At 72.2% G+C, this 17,462-nt stretch carries 12 protein-coding genes; 2 read left to right on the forward strand and 10 right to left on the reverse strand.

The genetic code is table 11. From position 1 onward, the window contains the following. Positions 1–18 precede the first annotated feature (18 nt). Together LPB142_RS12465 and LPB142_RS12470 are read left to right on the forward strand one after the other, a co-directional pair. Complete coding sequence (locus LPB142_RS12465; RefSeq protein ID WP_071166577.1) at positions 19–7,005, forward strand: type I polyketide synthase; 6,987 nt, start codon at positions 19–21, stop codon at positions 7,003–7,005. Further along, complete coding sequence (locus LPB142_RS12470) at positions 7,002–8,231, forward strand: glycosyltransferase (RefSeq protein ID WP_083392686.1); 1,230 nt, start codon at positions 7,002–7,004, stop codon at positions 8,229–8,231. The genes LPB142_RS12465 and LPB142_RS12470 overlap by 4 nt, the downstream gene beginning before the upstream one ends. Before the next feature lie 4 nt (positions 8,232–8,235). Here the strand turns inward: LPB142_RS12470 and LPB142_RS12475 are convergent, their stop codons facing one another. From LPB142_RS12475 to LPB142_RS12520, 10 genes are all read right to left on the reverse strand, one after another. Next, the gene (locus LPB142_RS12475; protein WP_232230891.1) at positions 8,236–8,472 is read right to left on the reverse strand and encodes a hypothetical protein; all 237 of its coding nucleotides are present in this window, start codon (positions 8,470–8,472) and stop codon (positions 8,236–8,238) included. Continuing rightward, the gene (locus LPB142_RS12480; RefSeq protein WP_071167250.1) at positions 8,453–10,000 is read right to left on the reverse strand and encodes a nitrite reductase; all 1,548 of its coding nucleotides are present in this window, start codon (positions 9,998–10,000) and stop codon (positions 8,453–8,455) included. Before LPB142_RS12480 ends, LPB142_RS12475 begins: the two co-directional genes overlap by 20 nt. A 112-nt stretch (positions 10,001–10,112) precedes the next feature. Then, positions 10,113–11,324 carry a heme d1 biosynthesis radical SAM protein NirJ gene (nirJ, locus tag LPB142_RS12485; RefSeq protein ID WP_071166579.1) on the reverse strand — a complete coding sequence of 404 codons (1,212 nt, stop codon included), beginning with the start codon at positions 11,322–11,324 and terminating at the stop codon, positions 10,113–10,115. 3 nt (positions 11,325–11,327) lie between these two features. Further along, a complete protein-coding gene (ahbB, locus tag LPB142_RS12490) occupies positions 11,328–11,807 on the reverse strand; it encodes a siroheme decarboxylase subunit beta (protein WP_068765734.1) in 480 nt (159 codons plus the stop codon). Continuing rightward, positions 11,804–12,277 carry an Lrp/AsnC family transcriptional regulator gene (locus LPB142_RS12495; RefSeq protein ID WP_071166580.1) on the reverse strand — a complete coding sequence of 158 codons (474 nt, stop codon included), beginning with the start codon at positions 12,275–12,277 and terminating at the stop codon, positions 11,804–11,806. Before LPB142_RS12495 ends, ahbB (LPB142_RS12490) begins: the two co-directional genes overlap by 4 nt. After that, complete coding sequence (gene ahbB, locus LPB142_RS12500) at positions 12,274–13,272, reverse strand: siroheme decarboxylase subunit beta (protein ID WP_071166581.1); 999 nt, start codon at positions 13,270–13,272, stop codon at positions 12,274–12,276. The genes LPB142_RS12495 and ahbB (LPB142_RS12500) overlap by 4 nt, the downstream gene beginning before the upstream one ends. A gap of 2 nt (positions 13,273–13,274) precedes the next feature. After that, positions 13,275–14,423 carry a cytochrome D1 domain-containing protein gene (locus tag LPB142_RS12505; RefSeq protein ID WP_068765731.1) on the reverse strand — a complete coding sequence of 383 codons (1,149 nt, stop codon included), beginning with the start codon at positions 14,421–14,423 and terminating at the stop codon, positions 13,275–13,277. Next, positions 14,420–14,761 (reverse strand): c-type cytochrome, encoded by a 342-nt coding sequence (locus LPB142_RS12510; RefSeq protein WP_232230892.1) that lies wholly within the window; start codon positions 14,759–14,761, stop codon positions 14,420–14,422. Before LPB142_RS12510 ends, LPB142_RS12505 begins: the two co-directional genes overlap by 4 nt. 4 nt (positions 14,762–14,765) lie before the next feature. Next, positions 14,766–15,542: a uroporphyrinogen-III C-methyltransferase gene (cobA, locus tag LPB142_RS12515; protein ID WP_071166583.1), complete on the reverse strand. Its 777-nt coding sequence runs from the start codon at positions 15,540–15,542 to the stop codon at positions 14,766–14,768. A 70-nt stretch (positions 15,543–15,612) separates the two neighbouring features. Next, positions 15,613–17,376, reverse strand: coding sequence for a cytochrome D1 domain-containing protein (locus LPB142_RS12520; RefSeq protein ID WP_071166584.1), 1,764 nt, complete (start codon positions 17,374–17,376; stop codon positions 15,613–15,615). Positions 17,377–17,462: the final 86 nt, after the last annotated feature.

The following is a 17,462-nucleotide window of genomic DNA, read 5'->3' on the forward strand; positions in this document are numbered from 1 at the left end:
GGGGCGCGAGACGACACCATGACCGCGCGCGACGAGACCGCCCCGCTGATCACCGGCATCGGCCTGCGCCTGCCCGGCGCGCGCGGGCTGGCCGGCGCCTGGCGGGTGCTGGCCGAGGGGCGCTGCACGGTGGGCGAGGTCATCGCGCGCAGCTTCGACCCCGCGCTCTACCTCGACCCAGTGCCCGGCCGGCGCGGCAAGACCGTGACCTTCGCCGCGGGCCAGATCGAGGATCTGTGGCGCTTCGACCCCGGCGCCTTCGGCATCAGCCCGCGCGAGGCCGCCGAAATGGACCCCCAACAGCGCCAGATGCTGATGGTGGTGCGCGAGGCGGTCGATGATGCGGGGCTCGACATGGCCGCGCTGGCGGGGCCGCGCACGGGGGTGTTCATCGGCGCCTCGCTCGTCGAGAATCTCTCGCTCTTCTACAATGACCCGGCGCGCGGCGGCTCCACCTTCACGCTGGGCAACACGCTCTCGATCCTCGCCAACCGGGTCTCGGCCTGTTTTGATTTCCGCGGCCCGAGCCAGGTGATCGACACCGCCTGCTCCTCGGCGCTGACCGCGCTCGACACGGCGGCGGGCGCGCTGCGGCGGGGCGAGCTCGATATCGCGGTGGTCGGCGGCGTCCATGCGATCCGCACCCCGGGCGGCTTCGTCGGCTTCTCGCAGGCGCGGATGCTGAGCCCGACCGGCACCTGCCACGCCTTCGATGCCGCGGCCGACGGCTATGTGCGCTCCGAGGCGGCGATCGCGGTGGTGCTGATGCGCCCCGAGATCGCCGCGCGCCTCGCGCCGCGGCTGCGCGCGCGGCTCCTGGCCACCGGCGTCAACACCGATGGCGCCAGCGCCCCGCTCGCCGTGCCCTCCGCCCCCCGCCAACAGGCGCTGATCGAGGCGGTCCTCGAGGCCTCCGGGCGCGACCCGGAGGATTTCGCCTTCTACGAGGCCCATGGCACCGGCACCGCGGTGGGCGACCCGGCCGAGGCGCGCTCGCTCGGCGCGGCGCTGGCCACGCTGCGCCGCGCGCCGCTCAGGATCGGCTCGGCCAAGACCAATTTCGGCCATGCCGAGCCCGCCGCCGGGCTTGTCGGGCTCGTCAAGGCGGTGCTCGCGCTTGAGCGCGGCGCGCTGCCCGCCTCGCTGCATTTCACCACCCCCAACCCCGCGATCGATTTCGAGGCGCTCAATCTCTCGGTCAATACCGCGCTCCGCCCGCTTGCGCCGGGCGCGCGGCTGGCGGGGGTCAATGCCTTCGGCTTTGGCGGCACGAATGCGGTCGCGCTGATCGAGAGCCTCGCGCCCGCGCCCCGCCCCGCCGCCCGTCCGGCCACCGCCCGCCCCGCGGCCGCGCCGCTCGCCCCACCGGCGCCCGAACCCGCCCCCTGGCTGCTCCTCTCGGCCGCCTCCGCGCCAAGCCTCGCCCGCCTCGCCGCGGCCTGGGCCGAGCGCCTCGCGCCGCTCTCCCCCGCCGAGCGCGCGCCGCTCGCCGCCGCCGCCGCACGGCGCTCCGAATTTGCCCATCGCCTCGCCGTGCCGCTCGCAACCGCGCCCGCCGCGCTCGAAGATCACGCCGCCGGCCGCCCCACGCCCGCGCTCCTCGGCAAGGCCGCCTTTGCCTGCGCGCGCACCGTCTTCGCCTTCTCCGGCAATGGCGCGCAAAGCGCCGGGATGGGCCGCGCCGCCTATGCCGCCGACCCGGCCTTCCGCGCCGCCTTCGACGCGATCGCCGCCGCCTTCGCCGCCGAGGGCGTGGCCGATCTCGCCCGCCTGCTCGACGCCCCCGATCTGCAGACCCGCCTCGCAAGCCCCCTCGTCGCGCAGCCGCTGCTCGTCGCCTGCCAGATCGCTCAGGCCGAGAGCCTGATCGCGGCGGGCCTCGCCCCCGAGGCGGTGGTCGGCCATTCGGTGGGCGAACTGAGCGCGCTCCATGTCGCGGGCGTGCTCAGCCGCGCCGGGCTTGCCCGCGTCGTCGCCAGCCGCTCGCGCGCCTTCGAGGCGCTGCGCGGCACCGGCACGATGGCCACCCTCGCGCTCGGCGAGGCCGAGGCGCGGCGCGCGCTGGCCGGGCTCGGCGATGACCGGCTGGTGATCGCCACCGTGAACTCGCCGCGCTCGGTGACCGTCTCGGGCCCCGCCGAGGCGATCGAACGGCTCGCCCGCGTCACCGTCGGCGGGCGCCCGATCGCGCTGGTGCGGCTCGGCCTCGAAGTGCCCTACCACAGCCCCGCGCTCGAGCCGCTGCGCGCGCGCTTCCTCGAGGATCTCGCCGGGCTCGCCTTCGCCCCCGCGCGCCTGCCCGTCGCCGGGGCCGCGGTCGGGCGGATGCTGCGCCCGGGCGAGGCCGATGCCGATTATCTGTGGAAAAACACCCGCGACCCGGTGCGCTTTGCCGATGCGGTGGCGGCGCTCGCGGCCGAGGGGCCGGTGCAGGCGGTGGAAATCTCGCCCCGCCCGATCCTCGGGCGCGCGCTGCGCGACATCGCCCAGCTCGGCGGCCTGCCGGTGGCGCATTTCGCGCCCTCCCCGTCCACGCCAGCCGAGCCCCCCGCCGCGACGGCGGCCTCCCTCGGCGCCGCGACGCCCGCCTCCCCACCCGGCGCGGTGGTGGCGCGCGCCTGGGTCGCCGGCCTCGGCATCGACCGCGCGCGCCTCGCCGGGCGCCTCGATCTGGCCCCGGGCGCGCCCCCGCCGGAGCTGCCCGATTACCCCTGGGAGCTCGCCGATCATTACCCGCCGCTCTCGGCCGATGCGCTCGACAGCTGGGGCGAGAGCGGCCCGCGCGGCCTCGCCGGGCGCCGCCCCGACCGCGAGCTGCCGGTCTGGACCACCGACATCACCCCCACCGCCCCCGCCTGGCTCGCCGATCACCGGCTCGGCGCGCAGCAGGTTCTGCCCGCCGCCGCGCTGGCCGAGATTGCGCTCGCCGCGGCGGCCGAGCTCTGGCCCGAGAGCGCGCTGCGGCTCGAGGGGTTCGACCTGCTCCACAAGGCCGAGGTCGCGGGCGAGGGGCTGCGGCTGCGCACCCGGATCGAGCCGCAAAGCGGCGCGCTGAGCCTCGAGATGCGCCCGCGGCTGAGCCAGACCGACTGGATCTTGCTCGCCCGCGGCACCCTGTCGCGCGCCGCGAGCCCGCCGCCGGCGCCCCCTCGCCGCCCGCGCGCTCAGACCGAAACCGGCGTCGAGACCGGCGCGCTCTACGCCGGGCTCGCGGCGCGTGGGCTCGCCTATGGCCCCGCCTTCCAGCGCCTCGCGCGGGTCTCGCTGCACGGCCGGACGGAGATCACCGGCGCCCTCGCCGCCGCGCCCGAGGGGGCGCGGTTCACCCTCGACCCGACCGCGCTCGACGCCGCCTTCCATGCGCTGGCCGCGCTCGTCGAGGCGCGCGGCGGGGCGCTTGGCGGGGCGTTTGGCAAGCCCGAGGGCCTCGCGCGGGCGCTCGCGGCGGGGGCCGCGCTGATCCCGGTGCGGATCGGGCGGCTGACGCTGTGGCGCCCGGGCGCGGCGCCCGCGCGGCTGCGGCTCAAGATCACCCGGCTGCGGCGGCGCGGGGTCGAGGCCGATCTGTGGCTCGACGATGACGCCGGCGCGCCGATCGCCCGGCTCGAGGCGGTCGACTTCGCGCTGGCGCAGATCACCGCCCCCGCGATCGCGCCCAGCCGCTGGGAGGAGCGCGAGATCCGCCTGCGCGCCCCCGGCGCGCCGCGCGCCCTGCCGCGCGGCTGGGCGCGCCCGGCCACGGCGCTCGCGCGGCTCGGCCTTGCGCCCCGCCCCGCCGCCCGGGGGCCCGCCGAGACCGCCTTTGCGGGGCTTCGCGCCGCGCTCGAGGCCGGGGCGGACCCGGGCCCCGCGCTCGCCGATCTGCTCGCCACCGCTCCCGATCTCGCCGATGACGCGCGCCTCGCGCTTGCGGCGTATCGCGGCGCGCTCTTGCCCGAGGTCGCGCGGCGGGCGCTGACCACGCGGCAGGGCTGGGCGCTCGCCGAGCGGCTGCTCGATGACCTTTGCGCGCGCGGCCGCCCGCTCGAGCGCTGCGCGGTGCTGCTCATCGGGCTGCCGCCCGACGCGCTCCTTGCGCGGCTGCTGAGCGACCCGCGGATCGATGCGCTGCACCTGACCCACCCCGAGCCCGAGGCCCGGGCGGCGCTGCGCCGCGCCCTGCCGCCGCCACTCGCGGCGCTGGTGATCGACGCGCCGCCGCGCGGGGCGGTGGATCTGTGCCTGCGGGTCTGCGCGCCGCCCCTCGCCGCGCCGCCCCGCGCCACGCTCACCCTCGCGATCACCGCTCCGGGCGGCGACGGGCCGGCCGAGACCGCGCTCCATGACCTCTCGGGCCCGCTGCCCCTCGCCGTTGAGGCCCAGATCGCCCCCGCCGCCGAGGCCGCCCCCCCGCCCTTGCCCCTGCCCTTGCCGGAGCTGCGCCTTTACGGCGCCGCGCCCGGGCCGCTGCCCGCCGGGCTGACCTTGAGCGACAGCCCCGCCGCGCGCGCGCTGATCCTGTGCCGCTTCGGCCCCGGCGACAGCCTCACCGACCGCCTCGCCGAGATGTTGATGACGCTGCGCCGCGCCGCGCTCGAGGGGCTCGACGCGCTCACCATCGTGGCGCTGGAGGAGGCCCCGACCGCGCGCTTCGAGGCCCTGACGCGCGGCCTTGCCGCCGCCGCCGCGACGCGCACCAACGAGGCGCCGGGCGCCGAAACCCGGCTGATCGCGGTGGCCGCACAGGGCGCGCCGGACTGGCCCGCGCTCTTTGCGCTCAGCGCCGAGGAGCCGGTCGTGCGCTGCACCGCGGCGGGGCTGCGCGGCGCCCGCGTGCTGCCCTGCCTCGCCGCCGCCGCGCCGCCCGCGCCGGCCCTGCGGCTCGAGGAGGGCGGGCCGGGCGGGCTCGCCTCGCTGCGCTGGCGCGCGCACAAGCGGCGCAAACCGGGCGTCGGCGAGGTCGAGATCGCGGTCGCGGCGACGGGGCTGAACTTCCGCGATGCGATGCTCGCGCGCGGGCTCTTGCCGGAGCGGCTGCTCGAGGGCGGGGCCTCGCGCGCCGGGCTCGGGATGGAATGCGCGGGCCGGGTGCTGCGCGCGGGGCCGGGCACCGCGCTCAGGCCCGGAACCTGGGTCGCGGGCTTCGCCGCCGAGGCCTTCGCCAGCCATCTGACGCTGCCCGAGGCGGCGCTCATCACGCTGCCCGAGGGGCTCGCGCCCAGCGCCGGCGCCGGCCTTCCGGTGGCTTTCGTGACCGCCTGGGAGGCGCTGGTGCGGGTTGCGCGGCTTGCGCCGGGGGACAGGGTGCTGATCCACGGCGGCGCGGGCGGGCTCGGCCTCGCCGCGATCCAGCTCGCGCGGGCGCAAGGGGCGCGCGTCATCGCCTCCGCCTCGAGCCCGGAGCGGCGCGCGCTGGCCCGCGCCGCGGGCGCCGAGGTAGCGATCGACAGCCGCGACCCGGAGTTCGCCACCGCGGTGCGCGCCGCCACCGACGGGCGCGGCGTCGATATCGTGCTCAACAGCCTCGCGGGCGCGATGATGCAGGCCTCGGTCGCCTGCCTGGCCCCCTTCGGCCGCTTCATCGAGCTCGGCAAACGCGATTTTCTGGAGGCCACGCGGCTTGATCTGACGCCCTTTGCCGCCGGGCTGAGCTACCACGCCTTCGACCTCGACCGCCGCCTCGCGGTCGACCCGGAGGGCGTCGGCGAGAGCCTGCGCGCGGTGCGCGCGGCGCTGGCGGAGGGGCGGCTCCGACCGCTGCCCGTCACGCCCTGGCCCGGCGCCGATCTCGCAGGCGCGATCCGCCACATGCTCGGCGCCCATCACGTCGGCAAGATCGTGATCACACCCCCCGCCCCGCGCCGCCCGCCCCGCGCCGCCGCGCGCCCGCCCGCGCTCCGCGATGACTGGGTGATCCTTGGCGGCTCCGGCGGGCTCGGGCTGGCGCTCGCGCGCGCGCTGGTCGGGGCGGGCGTGACGCGGGTGCATCTCGTCTCGCGCAGCGGCAAGCCCGGCCTTGCCGCGGGCGCCGACGGGCTTTGGGCGCAAACCGCCCCGCAGGTCAGCCTCCATGCCGCCGATGCCCGCAACCCGGCCGCGCTCGGCGCGCTGTTCGCGCGGATCGAGGCGGGCGGCGGGCGGCTTGGCGGGGTGATCCATGCCGCGATGGTGCTCCATGACCGGCTGATCCGCGACCTCGACCCGGTCGAGACCCGCGCGGTGCTCGCCGCCAAGATCGAGGTGGCCGAGGCGCTCGCGGCCGCGCTCGCCCCCCCCGGCCGGGCGCCCGATCAGCTGCTCTTTCTCTCCTCGATCGCCGCCTGGATCGGCAACCCCGGTCAGGCGGGCTATGCCGCCGCGAATGGCGCGCTCGAGGGGCTGGCGGCGGCGCAGCGGAGCGCGGGGCGGCGCGCGCGGGTGCTCAGCCTCGGGGCGATCGGCGGCGCGGGGGTGCTGGCGCGCAACGCCGCCCTCGCGGCGCGGCTCGCGCGCCAGGAGGGGCTGACGCTTCTGCCGGTGGCGCAGGCGGTGGCCGAGGTGATGGCCGCGCTCGGCGCGCCCACCGCCGCCACCGACCCCGCGCCCGACCCCGCGCCCGCGGATTACCTCTTCGCCCCGGTCGATTGGCCGGGCCTCGCGCCGCTCCTGCCCGCGCTCGCGCAGGCGCGCTTTGCGCAGGTGATCGCCGAGGGCGCGGCCGCGCGCCGCCCCGCGGGCGATCTCGCCGAGGAGATCCGCGCGCTCGATTGGCGCGCCGCGCTCGCGCGCGTCGAGGCCGAGCTTGCCGAGATCCTCTGTGCGATCTTGCGCCTGCCCCCCGCCGATTTCGACCCGCAACGCCCGCTCGGCCGCTACGGCATCGACTCGCTGATGGCGATGGAGCTGCGCCTCGATGTCGAGCGCCGGCTCGGGCTCTCGCTCGGCGCGCTGCCGATCTCGGAGGCCACCACCCCCGCCCGCCTCGCCGCCGCGCTGCTCGAAGAGCTGCGCCGCGCCCCGCAGACCGCCCCGGAGCCCCCCGCATGACCGCCCCGCTGCGCATCCTCTTTCTGCACCGCAACCAGCCCGCGCAATTCGAGTTTTTCGCGCGCTGGCTGGCGCAGAACGGCTGGCAGGTGACCTTCGCCCATGTCGGCCCGGCGCCCTCCGACACCACCGACGCCGACGGCATCCGCACGCTGCGCTTCCCCGCCCCGCCCGATGAGCGGCGCGCCGACGATTACCGCTATGCGCTCGATTACGCCGCCCAGACCGCGCTCGGCGCCACCCAGCTCTTCACCCAGCTGCGCGAGCTCGAGGGCTACCACCCCGATCTCGTGCTCGCCCATGTCGGCTGGGGCATCGGCTTGACCGTGCGGCAAATCTGGCCCGCGACGCGCTACATCGCCTATCACGAATGGTATTACACCGATGTCGACTGGGACCGCAGCAAGCGCGAACGCCCGATGACGCCTGAGGCTTTGCTGACCAACCGCCTGAGAAACCTGCCGATTTCGGCCGAGTTCGACAGCGCCGACCGCAATTGGTGCCCGACCGGCTTTCAGGCGAGCCGCTTCCCCCCCGCGCTGCGCGCCCGCCTCGAGATCGTGCCCGACGGGGTCGATTGCGGCTTCCACCGCCCCGACCCGGAGGCGCGGATCGACTTCGACTGGCTGCGCCTGCCCGGCCGCACGAAGCTCTTGACCTATGCCACCCGCGGCCTGGAACCGCTGCGCGGCTTTCCGCAATTCATGCGCGCGGTGGCGCTCTTGCAAAAGCGGCGCGCAGATTTCGAGACCCTGGTCGTCGCGCAGGACAGCGTCTCCTACGGGCCGCGGCTCGCCGAGGACGACGGCTGGGGCAAGCGCGCGCTCAAGGCGCTCGATCTCGACCGCGGGCGACTGCACATGCACGGGCTCAAGCCGCGCGCCGAATATCTGCGCGTGCTGCAAGCCTCGAGCGCACATGTCTATTTCACCGAACCCTTCGTGACCTCCTGGTCGCTGCTTGAGGCGATGGCGGCGGGCTGTCTGGTGATCGGCTCGCATACCGCGCCGGTGCGCGAGGTGATCGAGGACATGCAGACCGGGATCCTCGTCGACATGGACGAGAGCGACGAGGTGGCCGAGATGATCGACTGGGTCTTCGAGCACCCCGCCGAGGTGGCCGCGATCCGCGCAAATGCGCGCGCCCATGTGCTCGAGCGGTTCGAGGCGGGCAAGGTCTTTGCGCGCAAGGCGGCCTATCTGCGCGCGCTCGTCGCGGGCGGCTGAGCGCTCAGCGCTCGGCCTCGGCGATCAGCCCGCGCACCCAGCGCGCCGCCGCCCAGGCCGCCGGCACCCCGAGCGGCACCGAGACCGCCACCGCCCAGAGCGGCGCGAGCGCGGGCAGGCCGAGCCATTGCCCCATCAGCCCGAGCATGAAGAGATTGATCGCCACCGCCGCCGCGCAAAACGGGTAAAGCAGCGCCGCGAGCCGCCCGAGCCGCGGCAGATCAGTGGCTGGTGCCGTCATCGAAGGTGATCTTGTTCCAGACATTGTATTTCCCGATCGGTTTGCGCATCGGCAGGCGCTTGACCTCCTCGAAGGTCTGCGCGTCATAGATGATCACCGCGCCCTCGTCCTCCATCAGCGAGGTGAAGACATAGCGCCCGTCGCGGGTGAATTCGGCATGGGCAAAGAGCTTGCCGGGCTCGGGCACCAGACGGCGCACGATCTCGAGGCTCTGCTTGTCGATGATCTGCATCTCATCCTTGTGCGGGCCGAAGAACACATCCGCCCAGACATAGGGCGAGGCCTCGTGGCTGCGCAGGAAGAACCCCGGCCCGTCCATCGCGATGGTCTGCACCAGATGCCAGTCGCTCATGTCGATGACCGAGATCACGCCTTCTTTCAGATGCGGCGTCGCCATCACCCGGTGCCCGTCGCGCATCCAGGAGATCCCCGAACCCAGATGCGGCATCCCCGGCAAGGGCAGCTCGGCGATCTTGCGCCCGACATCGAGGTTGATCACCTCGCCCTTGGTGCCCTCACGGTTGGTGCCGATCAGGTCGCGGTAATCGGGCGAGAAGAAGAAATCGTCGAGCGGCTCGTCGATCGCGATCCGCCGGCGCGCGAAGAGCCCCTTTTCGGCGCCGAGGCTCTCCTCCATCGAGGCCTCGTAGCTGTGCACGAAGCCGTCGTGGAACGGCCCGCCCTCGGGGTCGGTGGTCACCTCCCAGATCTCCGGCGCATCCTTCAGCGCGAGCACGAAGCTCTGCCGCTCGGGCGCCTGATAGACCGCCGAGACGCGGCTCGGGCGGCCGTCGCGCGCCACCACCTCGAGCACCTTGACCACGCTCAGATCCTCGGTCGACAGGATCGTGAGCGTCTGCGGCAGGTAATTGGCCACCGCGAGCCACTTGCCATCGGCGCTCATCGCGATGTTGCGGCTGTTCAGCCCGGCGCGGATCTGGCCCACCACCTGCAACGACCAGATATCGTATTTCTGCACCCAGCCATCGCGCGACATGACAAAGACGAACCGCCCGTCGGGCGAGAACTTCGGCCCGCCATGCACGGCAAAAGGCGTGGCAAACCGGTCGAGCACCTCGAAACTATCCCCATCGAGCACCGAGATATGGTGATCGCCCGCCTCGACGACGAGGGTGATGTTCATCGGATCGCCGGTGAAGACCGGCGCGGGCGCAGGGCGATACTCGGCACTCATCTCGCGGCTCTGCGCGGCCTGCTCGAGGCTCCAGCGCGGGGTCTCGGTGAGCGGCGTCGCGATATAGGCCGCCACCGCGGCGATCTCCTCAGGGCTGAGCTGGCCGCCAAACCCCGCCATCTGCGTGGCCGGCCGGCCCGCAGCGATCACCTGCTCGAGCGCGGGGCCCATCATCCGCCCGAGCGTCTCGGGGATCAGCGCGGGGCCGGTGCCGCCCAGCCGCGTCTCGGCGTGGCAAGACGCGCAATTCTCGGCAAAGAGCGCCGCGCCATCGGCGCCCGCCGCCCCTTCAGCCGCCCCCTGCGCCGCCGCGCCCCCGCCCATCCCCAGCATCAGCGCCAGCACGACCGGCAGAATATGCGTATTTTTTCCAAGAAGAAGCGCCGGGGTTTCTTCTTGGCCCAAATACGCACGGCGCGACATCGGCCGCAGGCGCGGCGCAAGATCAGAAGAAACGATGTGCGGGATCATGGCTCTTGCCTCGGAACGGAGTGACAGTCAGGCGCGCAGCTTCGGCGTCAAGGCCGATCTCAGTCGCGCCGAGGTAGCAGGCCGGGTCTTCGGCCCAGGGGTCGCCCGAGACCTGCAGCGCGCGGATCCGGGTATTGCCGCCGCAGACCGCCTGATAGGCGCAGGCGCCGCAGCGCCCCTTGAGCGGGCGCGGGCGGGTGCGCAGCGTGGCGAGCATCGGGTCGGCGCCGGTCCAGAGCGCGGAAAACGGCGTCTCCTTGACCGAGCCCACGGTATAATCGGACCAATAGGTATCGGGGTGCACGCGGCCCTGGGGGTCGATATTGGCCACACCCAGCCCCGAGGAATTGCCGCCCCAGGCCTCGAGATGGGCGCGCACATGGGCCGCCTTCTCGGGGAAATTCCGCTCGACCCAGCGCAGGAAGTAGACCGCATCGGCATCGTTGTTGCCGGTGACGATCTCGAGGGGCGCATCCTCGGCCACCGCCACCCAGGCGCGGTCGATCAGCTCGTCGAGGGCGCTGCGGGTGCGGGTATGGGCGGTATCCTCGCCGCGGTTCTTGTCGCCGCGCCCGGCATAGACGAGATGCGACAGGTAGAACTTGTCGACCCCCTCGCGGTCGCACAGATCGAGCATCGCGGGGAGCTGTTCGGCGTTATCCTCGGTGATGGTGAAGCGCAGCCCCACCTTCACCCCGCGCGCCAAAAGCGCCCGCACCCCGCCCAGCGCCGCGTCGAAGGCGCCATCGAGGCCGCGGAACCAATCGTTCGTCGCGCCGATCCCGTCGAGCGAGATGCCGACGTAATCAAACCCGAGCCCCGCGATCCGCTCGGCGTTTTCGGCGGTAATCAGCGTGCCGTTGGTCGAGAGCGCGAGATGGCGGAAGCCGAGCGCCTTGGCCCGCTCCGCCAGCTCGAAGAAATCGAACCGCGAGAGCGGCTCGCCGCCCGACAAGATCAGCGCCGGGATCCCGAAGGCCTTGAGATCCTCAAGCACGCCCATCGCCTGCTCATGGCTGAGCTCGCCCGGGAACGGCCGGTCCGCCGAGGTCGTGTAGCAATGCCGGCAGCGCAGGTTGCAGCTGCGCGTGAGGTTCCAGATCACCACTGGTTTCACCGCGCCCGCGCGGCGGCGCACCGGCGTGGGGTGCACCAGCTCGCGCATGTATTGGCTCAATCGGAACATCTCTCAGCCCTCGGCAAGGCGCAGCCCGGTCTTTTTCAGGATGCGCGTGGAATAGAGGATCTCGCAGCCCCGGCAGGCGGAGCCGAGCAGCGCCGCGATCTCGGCGCGTTTGGCCTCGACCTCGGCGCGGGTCGTGCCATGGATCATGGCGAAGAGGTTGTAGGGCCAGCCCTCGGCGCGCGGGCGCAGATAGCAATGCGACACGAAATCGAGCGCGCCGACCGCGGCGCCGAGCCGGGTGGCCGCGCCGTCCTCGACATCCCAGACCGACATGCCATTCGCGACCTGGCCCAGCGCATAATGGTTGGGCGCGAGCGCCACCCGCCGGATCGCGCCCGCGGCCTGCATCGCCGCCATCCGCGCCAGAACCTCCGCCTCGGGCCGGCCGAGCTGGCGGGCGATCTCGGCATAGGGCTCGGCCACCAGCGGCAGCCCCGCCTGGGTCGCGGCGATGATCTGACGGTCGAGAGGGTCGAGGCTCATGCAGTCACCCGAAAGCCGATGAAAAACTCCTCGAGTTTCGGGAAACGGAGGACGCACATCCCCGTTTCCCGCTCGATCTCACCCGCCACCTGCTCGATACCTTCCGGAGCTACCGCGGCCAGCACGAACCACATGTTCAGCCGGTGAGTGCGTTGATAATTATGCGCAACCTCGGGGTGGGCATTGACCAAAGTCATGACCTCCTCGAAACGCGCCTCGGGCACCGCCATCGCGCACAGGCAAAACGCCCCGCCGAGCGCCGCGGCGTCGAAAAACGGCCCGAAGCGGGTGATCGCGCCGATCTCGCGCAGCCGCGCGATGCGGGCGAGGAGCTCGGGCACCGTGATGCCAAGCGCCGCCGCGGGCGCCGCGAAGGGGGCGGGGCCGATCGCCACCCCGTCCTGGAGCAGGTTGATCGCGGCGCGGTCGATCGCGTCGAGCGCGCCCTCGGGCAGGACCGCGCGGCTCATTCCGCCGCGAGCCCGCTGGCCGCGCCCGGGCCCGCAAGCAGCGCGCCGGTCTGTTTGAAACAACGGATCGAGAACAGCACCTGTTTGCTCGCCCCGGCGAGCTCGGGCAGCGCGGCGGCCCCCTCGAGCACCTCGAAGGCCTCGCGCCGCGAGCGCGCATGGATCATGCAAAACAGCGGATAATCCCATTTCGGGCGGCGCGCGCGCTCATAGCAGAGCGTCACGCCCGGATGGCGCACCAGCGCCTGCCCCGCCGCGCCGATCCGCTCATCGGGCAGGTTCCAGGCGACCATCGCGTTCGAGCGCCAGCCCAGCGCGCGGTGGCGCACGATCACGCCCAGCCGGGTGATGATCCGCGCGCGGGTGAGCGTCTCGATCCGCTCGATCACCGCCGCTTCGCTCAGCCCGAGCCGCGCGCCCAGCGCCGCATAGGGCCGCGCCACCAGATCGAGCCCGTCGGTCAGCGCCTGCAAGAGCGCCCGGTCGCCCGCCTCGAGCACCGACAGATCCGCCGGCCGGTCGAGCGAGAGCGCATGGCGCGGGCCGCCCAGCGCAAAGCCCAGATCGATGTTGAAGGCGCGCTTGAGCGGCAGCATCAGCACCTCGAGCCCCGAGGCCGCCTCGATCCGCGCCACGATCGCGTCGCGCTCGGCAAGGTCGGGCGCGGTGACCACGAACCAGATGTTCCAGTCATTCTCGCGCAGATAGGAATGGTTCACCCCCGGCTCGGCGCTGATGATCGCCGCCACCTCCTCGACGCGCCAATCGGGCACCGCCATCGCCGCAAGGCTCGAGGCGCCGACCGTATTGGGCCGGCAGGTCGCACCGACGCGCGCCATCGTGCCGGTCGCGCGCAGCTGCGTCAGCCGCGCCAGAACCACCCCCTGATCGACGTCAAGCGCCTCGGCCATCGCCCGGAAAGGCTCGGGCACCAGCGGGAAATGACGTTGCCAGTCGTCGAGAATACGGGCGTCGAGATCGGTCAACAGAGGCATCTTTACAATCCCATGCGGTGGGCGCGGGCGGTGAAGAAGATCCCCGAGGGGCTCTTCGCCGCGATCTCGCCGATCGGTTTGAGGGTTTCGGTGTCGTAGATCACCACCTTGTCGGCATCGCGCACCGAGACCCAGGCCTCGGTGCCGCGCGCGGTGAATTCCATGTGCAGAACCGCCGGGCCGGGCTTGAGCTCGGCGGTGACCTCGTGGGTCATCGTGTCGATCACCTGCACGGTATCGTTGAGCGGATGGGCGAAATTCACCCAGACCTGCCGCCCGCCGGGCCGCGCCATGGCAAAGACCGGCTGGCCATGGGTCGCGGTGCGCCCGGTTTCCTCGAGCGTGCGGCGGTCGATCCAGAGCACCTCGGAATGGTGCACGGCGGGCAGCACGATCTGCTCGCCCGCCCCCGCCCAGCCCTCGAGATGGGGCATCTTGTAGACCGGCATCTCCTGCGCCCCACGGCCATAGCCGGGCAGGATCTTGCGCGGTTTGGGCTCGGCCGCCCAGAGGTCGATCGCGCTCAGCCCGTCCTCGCCGAAAAGCCCCGCGATATAGGTGCGCCCGTCCTCGGTGATCAGCGCGTCATAGGGCTCGGCGCCGATATCGGCGAAGGTGGTGACCTTGGGCGCGGGGCCGGACATGTCGACGAGTTTCGTCTCGCCGGTCTCCCAGACCGAGAACAGGAAGCGCCGCCCCGGCGCCTCCTCGAGCCCGAGCGCCTTGCCGCCCGCGGGCACCGTCGCGACCGGCTCGAGCGTGTCTGCGTCGAAGATATTGATGCCGCCGGGCTCGTAATTGGCCACCGCGATCAGCTTGCCGTCATCGGAAATCGCGCCGCCGATCGAATTGCCGGCCTGCACGATGCGGTTGACGATCTTCTGGGTGAGCAGGTCGAGCTTCGTCAGCCCGCCGTCGCGGCCGAAGATATAGGCGTAGCGCTCGTCGCTCGAGAAGACGAGCGAGGCATGGGAGAGATCGCCGAACCCCTCGACCCGCGCGATCGCGGCGTGCTCGGATTGGTCGATGACCAGCACCGAGCCGGTGGCGCGCTCGATCACGACGCCGAGGTCGCCGGTGGCGCGCAGATCATCGGCAAGCGCGGGGGCCGCGAGGAAACAGCCCAGCAAAAGCGCGGCAAACTTGGTCATTTCTCTTCCGTCCCCATCTCTTCGGCGCCGATCTCTTCGGCGCCCAGCAGATAATCGGCGATCCAATAGGCCTCGGCCTCGCTCATCAGCGGCCGCCAGGGCGGCATCGCGGTTTGCGGCACCCCGTCGAGGATGATCGCGGCAAGGCCCTCGCGGTCCTGGCCCTCGAGGGCGGCGCGGGTCAGCGGCGTGCCGAGCCCGCCCTTGCGGGTCATGCCGTGGCAGGCGCCGCAATCTTGCGCCACGAGATGCTTGAGCCGCGCGGCCTGCGCCGGGCCGATCTCGCCCGCGAAGGCCGGCGCGGCCGGCGCGGCCAGAAGCGCCGCGAGGAGGAGCATCGCCCTAGGCATGGGCCGCGGCCCCCAACCTCTCGGGCCAGTCGCCGCAGGGCAGCCCGCCCTCCTGCGCGAGCGACACGGTGCGCCCGACGATGAACAGGACCGGCGCCTCGAGCCCCTCGGCCGCAGCCGCGATCTGCGCGAGCGGCGCGAGGCGGCGGCGCTCGCGCGGGGTGGTGGCCGCGGCCACCGCCAGCGCCGGCGTGGCCGCGGGCAGGCCCCGCGCGATCAGCTCGCGCGCGATCACCGCCATGCTGGCCGCGCCCATGTAGATCACCAGCGTGGTATCGGGCGCGGCGAGGCTCTGCCAATCGAGATCGAGCGCGGCATCGCGGGCGCGGTGGCCGGTGACATAACGCACGCCGGTGGCGAGCCCGCGATGGGTGAGCGGCACGCCGGTCGTGCTCGCCGCCCCCTGCGCGGCGGTGATGCCGGGGATATATTCGACCGCGATCCCGGCCGCGGCGAGCTCCTCGGCCTCCTCCGAGCCGCGCCCGAAGATCAGCGGATCGCCGCCCTTGAGGCGCACCACCCGCAGCCCCTCGCGCGCCAGATCGACGAGCAGCCGGTTGATGCGCTCTTGCGGCACCGAATGGAACCCCGCAGCCTTGCCCACCGAAACCCGCCGCCGCCCCGCCGGCACCAGCGCCATCACCTCGGCCGAAACCAGCCGGTCGTAGACCACCACATCGGCCGCCTCGATCGCGCGCAGCGCCTTGAGCGTGAGCAGCTCCGGGTCGCCCGGGCCCGCCCCCACCAGCCATACCTTGCCTGTCGTCATTGTCTCGCGCCCGTCCTGAAAGTCCTGGATCGGAAGGGCCCGCAGGCCCCTCCGCGTCTCATCGCCCCGATCAATAGGTATCGGCGCGGGTGTTGAGCACGTTGAACTTGCCCGTCGGCGTGATCAGGCGCGGGTCCTTGATCACCGTCTTCAGTTCGAGCGTCTTGTCATCCACGACGACGATCGCGCTTTGCTTGTCCTTGGCGTTCCACACCGAGAACCACACTTCCGAGCCGTCCTTGTTGAACTCCGGCTGCACGACGCGCGGCTGGCCCTCCGGGATCCCCGCCCATTCGCCGATCGGCAGGGTGGTGAATTCCGGGTCGGTCTCGGTGTCGCCGGTCATCTTCGAGATGTCGAAGACCGCGACCGAGGCGGAAACCTCGGCCTCCGGGTTGAGCGGCGCATCGACATAGAGATGGGTCGAGCTCGGGTGGGTCTTGATGAAGAGCGAGCCGCCGCCCAGCGCCAAGAAGCTGTCGACCAGCTTCCAGGCCTGATCGGGGTGGCCCTCCGGGTCGGTGCCGATCAGCGCGACCGAATCGTCGCCCAGGTGCGAGGTCGCCCAGACCGGCCCGAAGACCGGGTGCACGAAATTCGCGCCGCGCCCCGGGTGCGGGGTCTGGCCGCCGGTCTCGATCAGCGCGACGAGCTTGTCTTCCTTGGTATCGACCACCGCGACCTTGCCGCGCGCATTCGCCGCCACCAGGAAATAGCGCTTGGTGCTGTCGAAGCCGCCGTCGTGGAGGAACCGCTCCGCCTCGATCTCGGTCGTCTTGAGGTTCTTCAGGTCGGTATAATCGACCATCAGGATCTTGCCGGTTTCCTTGACGTTGACGATGAACTCGGGGTGGTAATGCGAGGCCACGATCGAGGCGACACGCGGCTCGGGGTGGTAGGTCTGCTCGTCATAGACGTTGCCGCGCGTCGAGACGATCTTCAGCGGCTCGAGCGTTTCGCCATCCATGATGACGTATTGCGGCGGCCAGTAGCTGCCGGCGATCGCGTATTTGTCTTCCCAGCCCTCGAATTTCGAGGTCTCGATCGAGCGCGCTTCCGAGCCGACCTTGATTTCGGCCACCGTCGCGGGGACTTCCATCCACAGGTCGATCATGTCGACCTTGGCGTCGCGGCCGATCACGAAGAGATAGCGCCCCGAGGCCGAGATCCGGCTGATATGCACCGCATAGCCCGTGTCGATCACGGTCTTGATCTCGTAGCTGTTGGCGTCGATCAGCGCCACCTGACCGGCGTCGCGCAGCGTCACCGACATCAGATTGTCGAGATCGAGATCGTTCATCTTCTTGGTCGGGCGGTCCTCGGGCTTGACGATGACCTTCCAGCTCTCCTTCATCTCGGGCATGCCGAATTCGGGCGGCGCGGGCGGGTCGAGCATCACATAGCGCGCCATCATGTCGACCTGCGCCTCGGTCAGCTCGCCCGAGGTGCCCCAGTTCGGCATCCCCGCCGGCGAGCCATAGGTGATGAAGCTCTGCAGGTAGTCATAGCCGTGTTCGCGGGTGATATCGGGGGTCAGCGGCTTGCCCGTCGCGCCTTTGCGCAGCACCCCGTGACAACCCGCACAGCGTTGGAAATAAATCGTTTTCGCTTCGTTATACTCGTCTTGGGTCATCACCGGATCATCGGCCTTGCGGCCGGGGATCTCGACATTGATCTGGGCAAGCGTCGTCATCGAGGGCTCATAGGCGGCCGCGGGGCCGTCGGCATGGCCGGCCGGCTTGTCTTCGGCCCAGGCCATCGAAACGCCAAGGGCAAGGCCGAGCGCGGCGCTCGCGAGAAGCGTCCTGCGGGCTTTGGGGGCTAGCGTGGTCATCGGGGAAAGTCTCCGTTCGCTGGTGAGGCAAGGCGGAGCATGCACGGTTCCGTGAGCACGATTCTTGACTTTTGTTAATGCGACGA

It is taken from the genome of Rhodobacter xanthinilyticus, from assembly GCF_001856665.1.
GTDB lineage: Bacteria > Pseudomonadota > Alphaproteobacteria > Rhodobacterales > Rhodobacteraceae > Rhodobacter > Rhodobacter xanthinilyticus.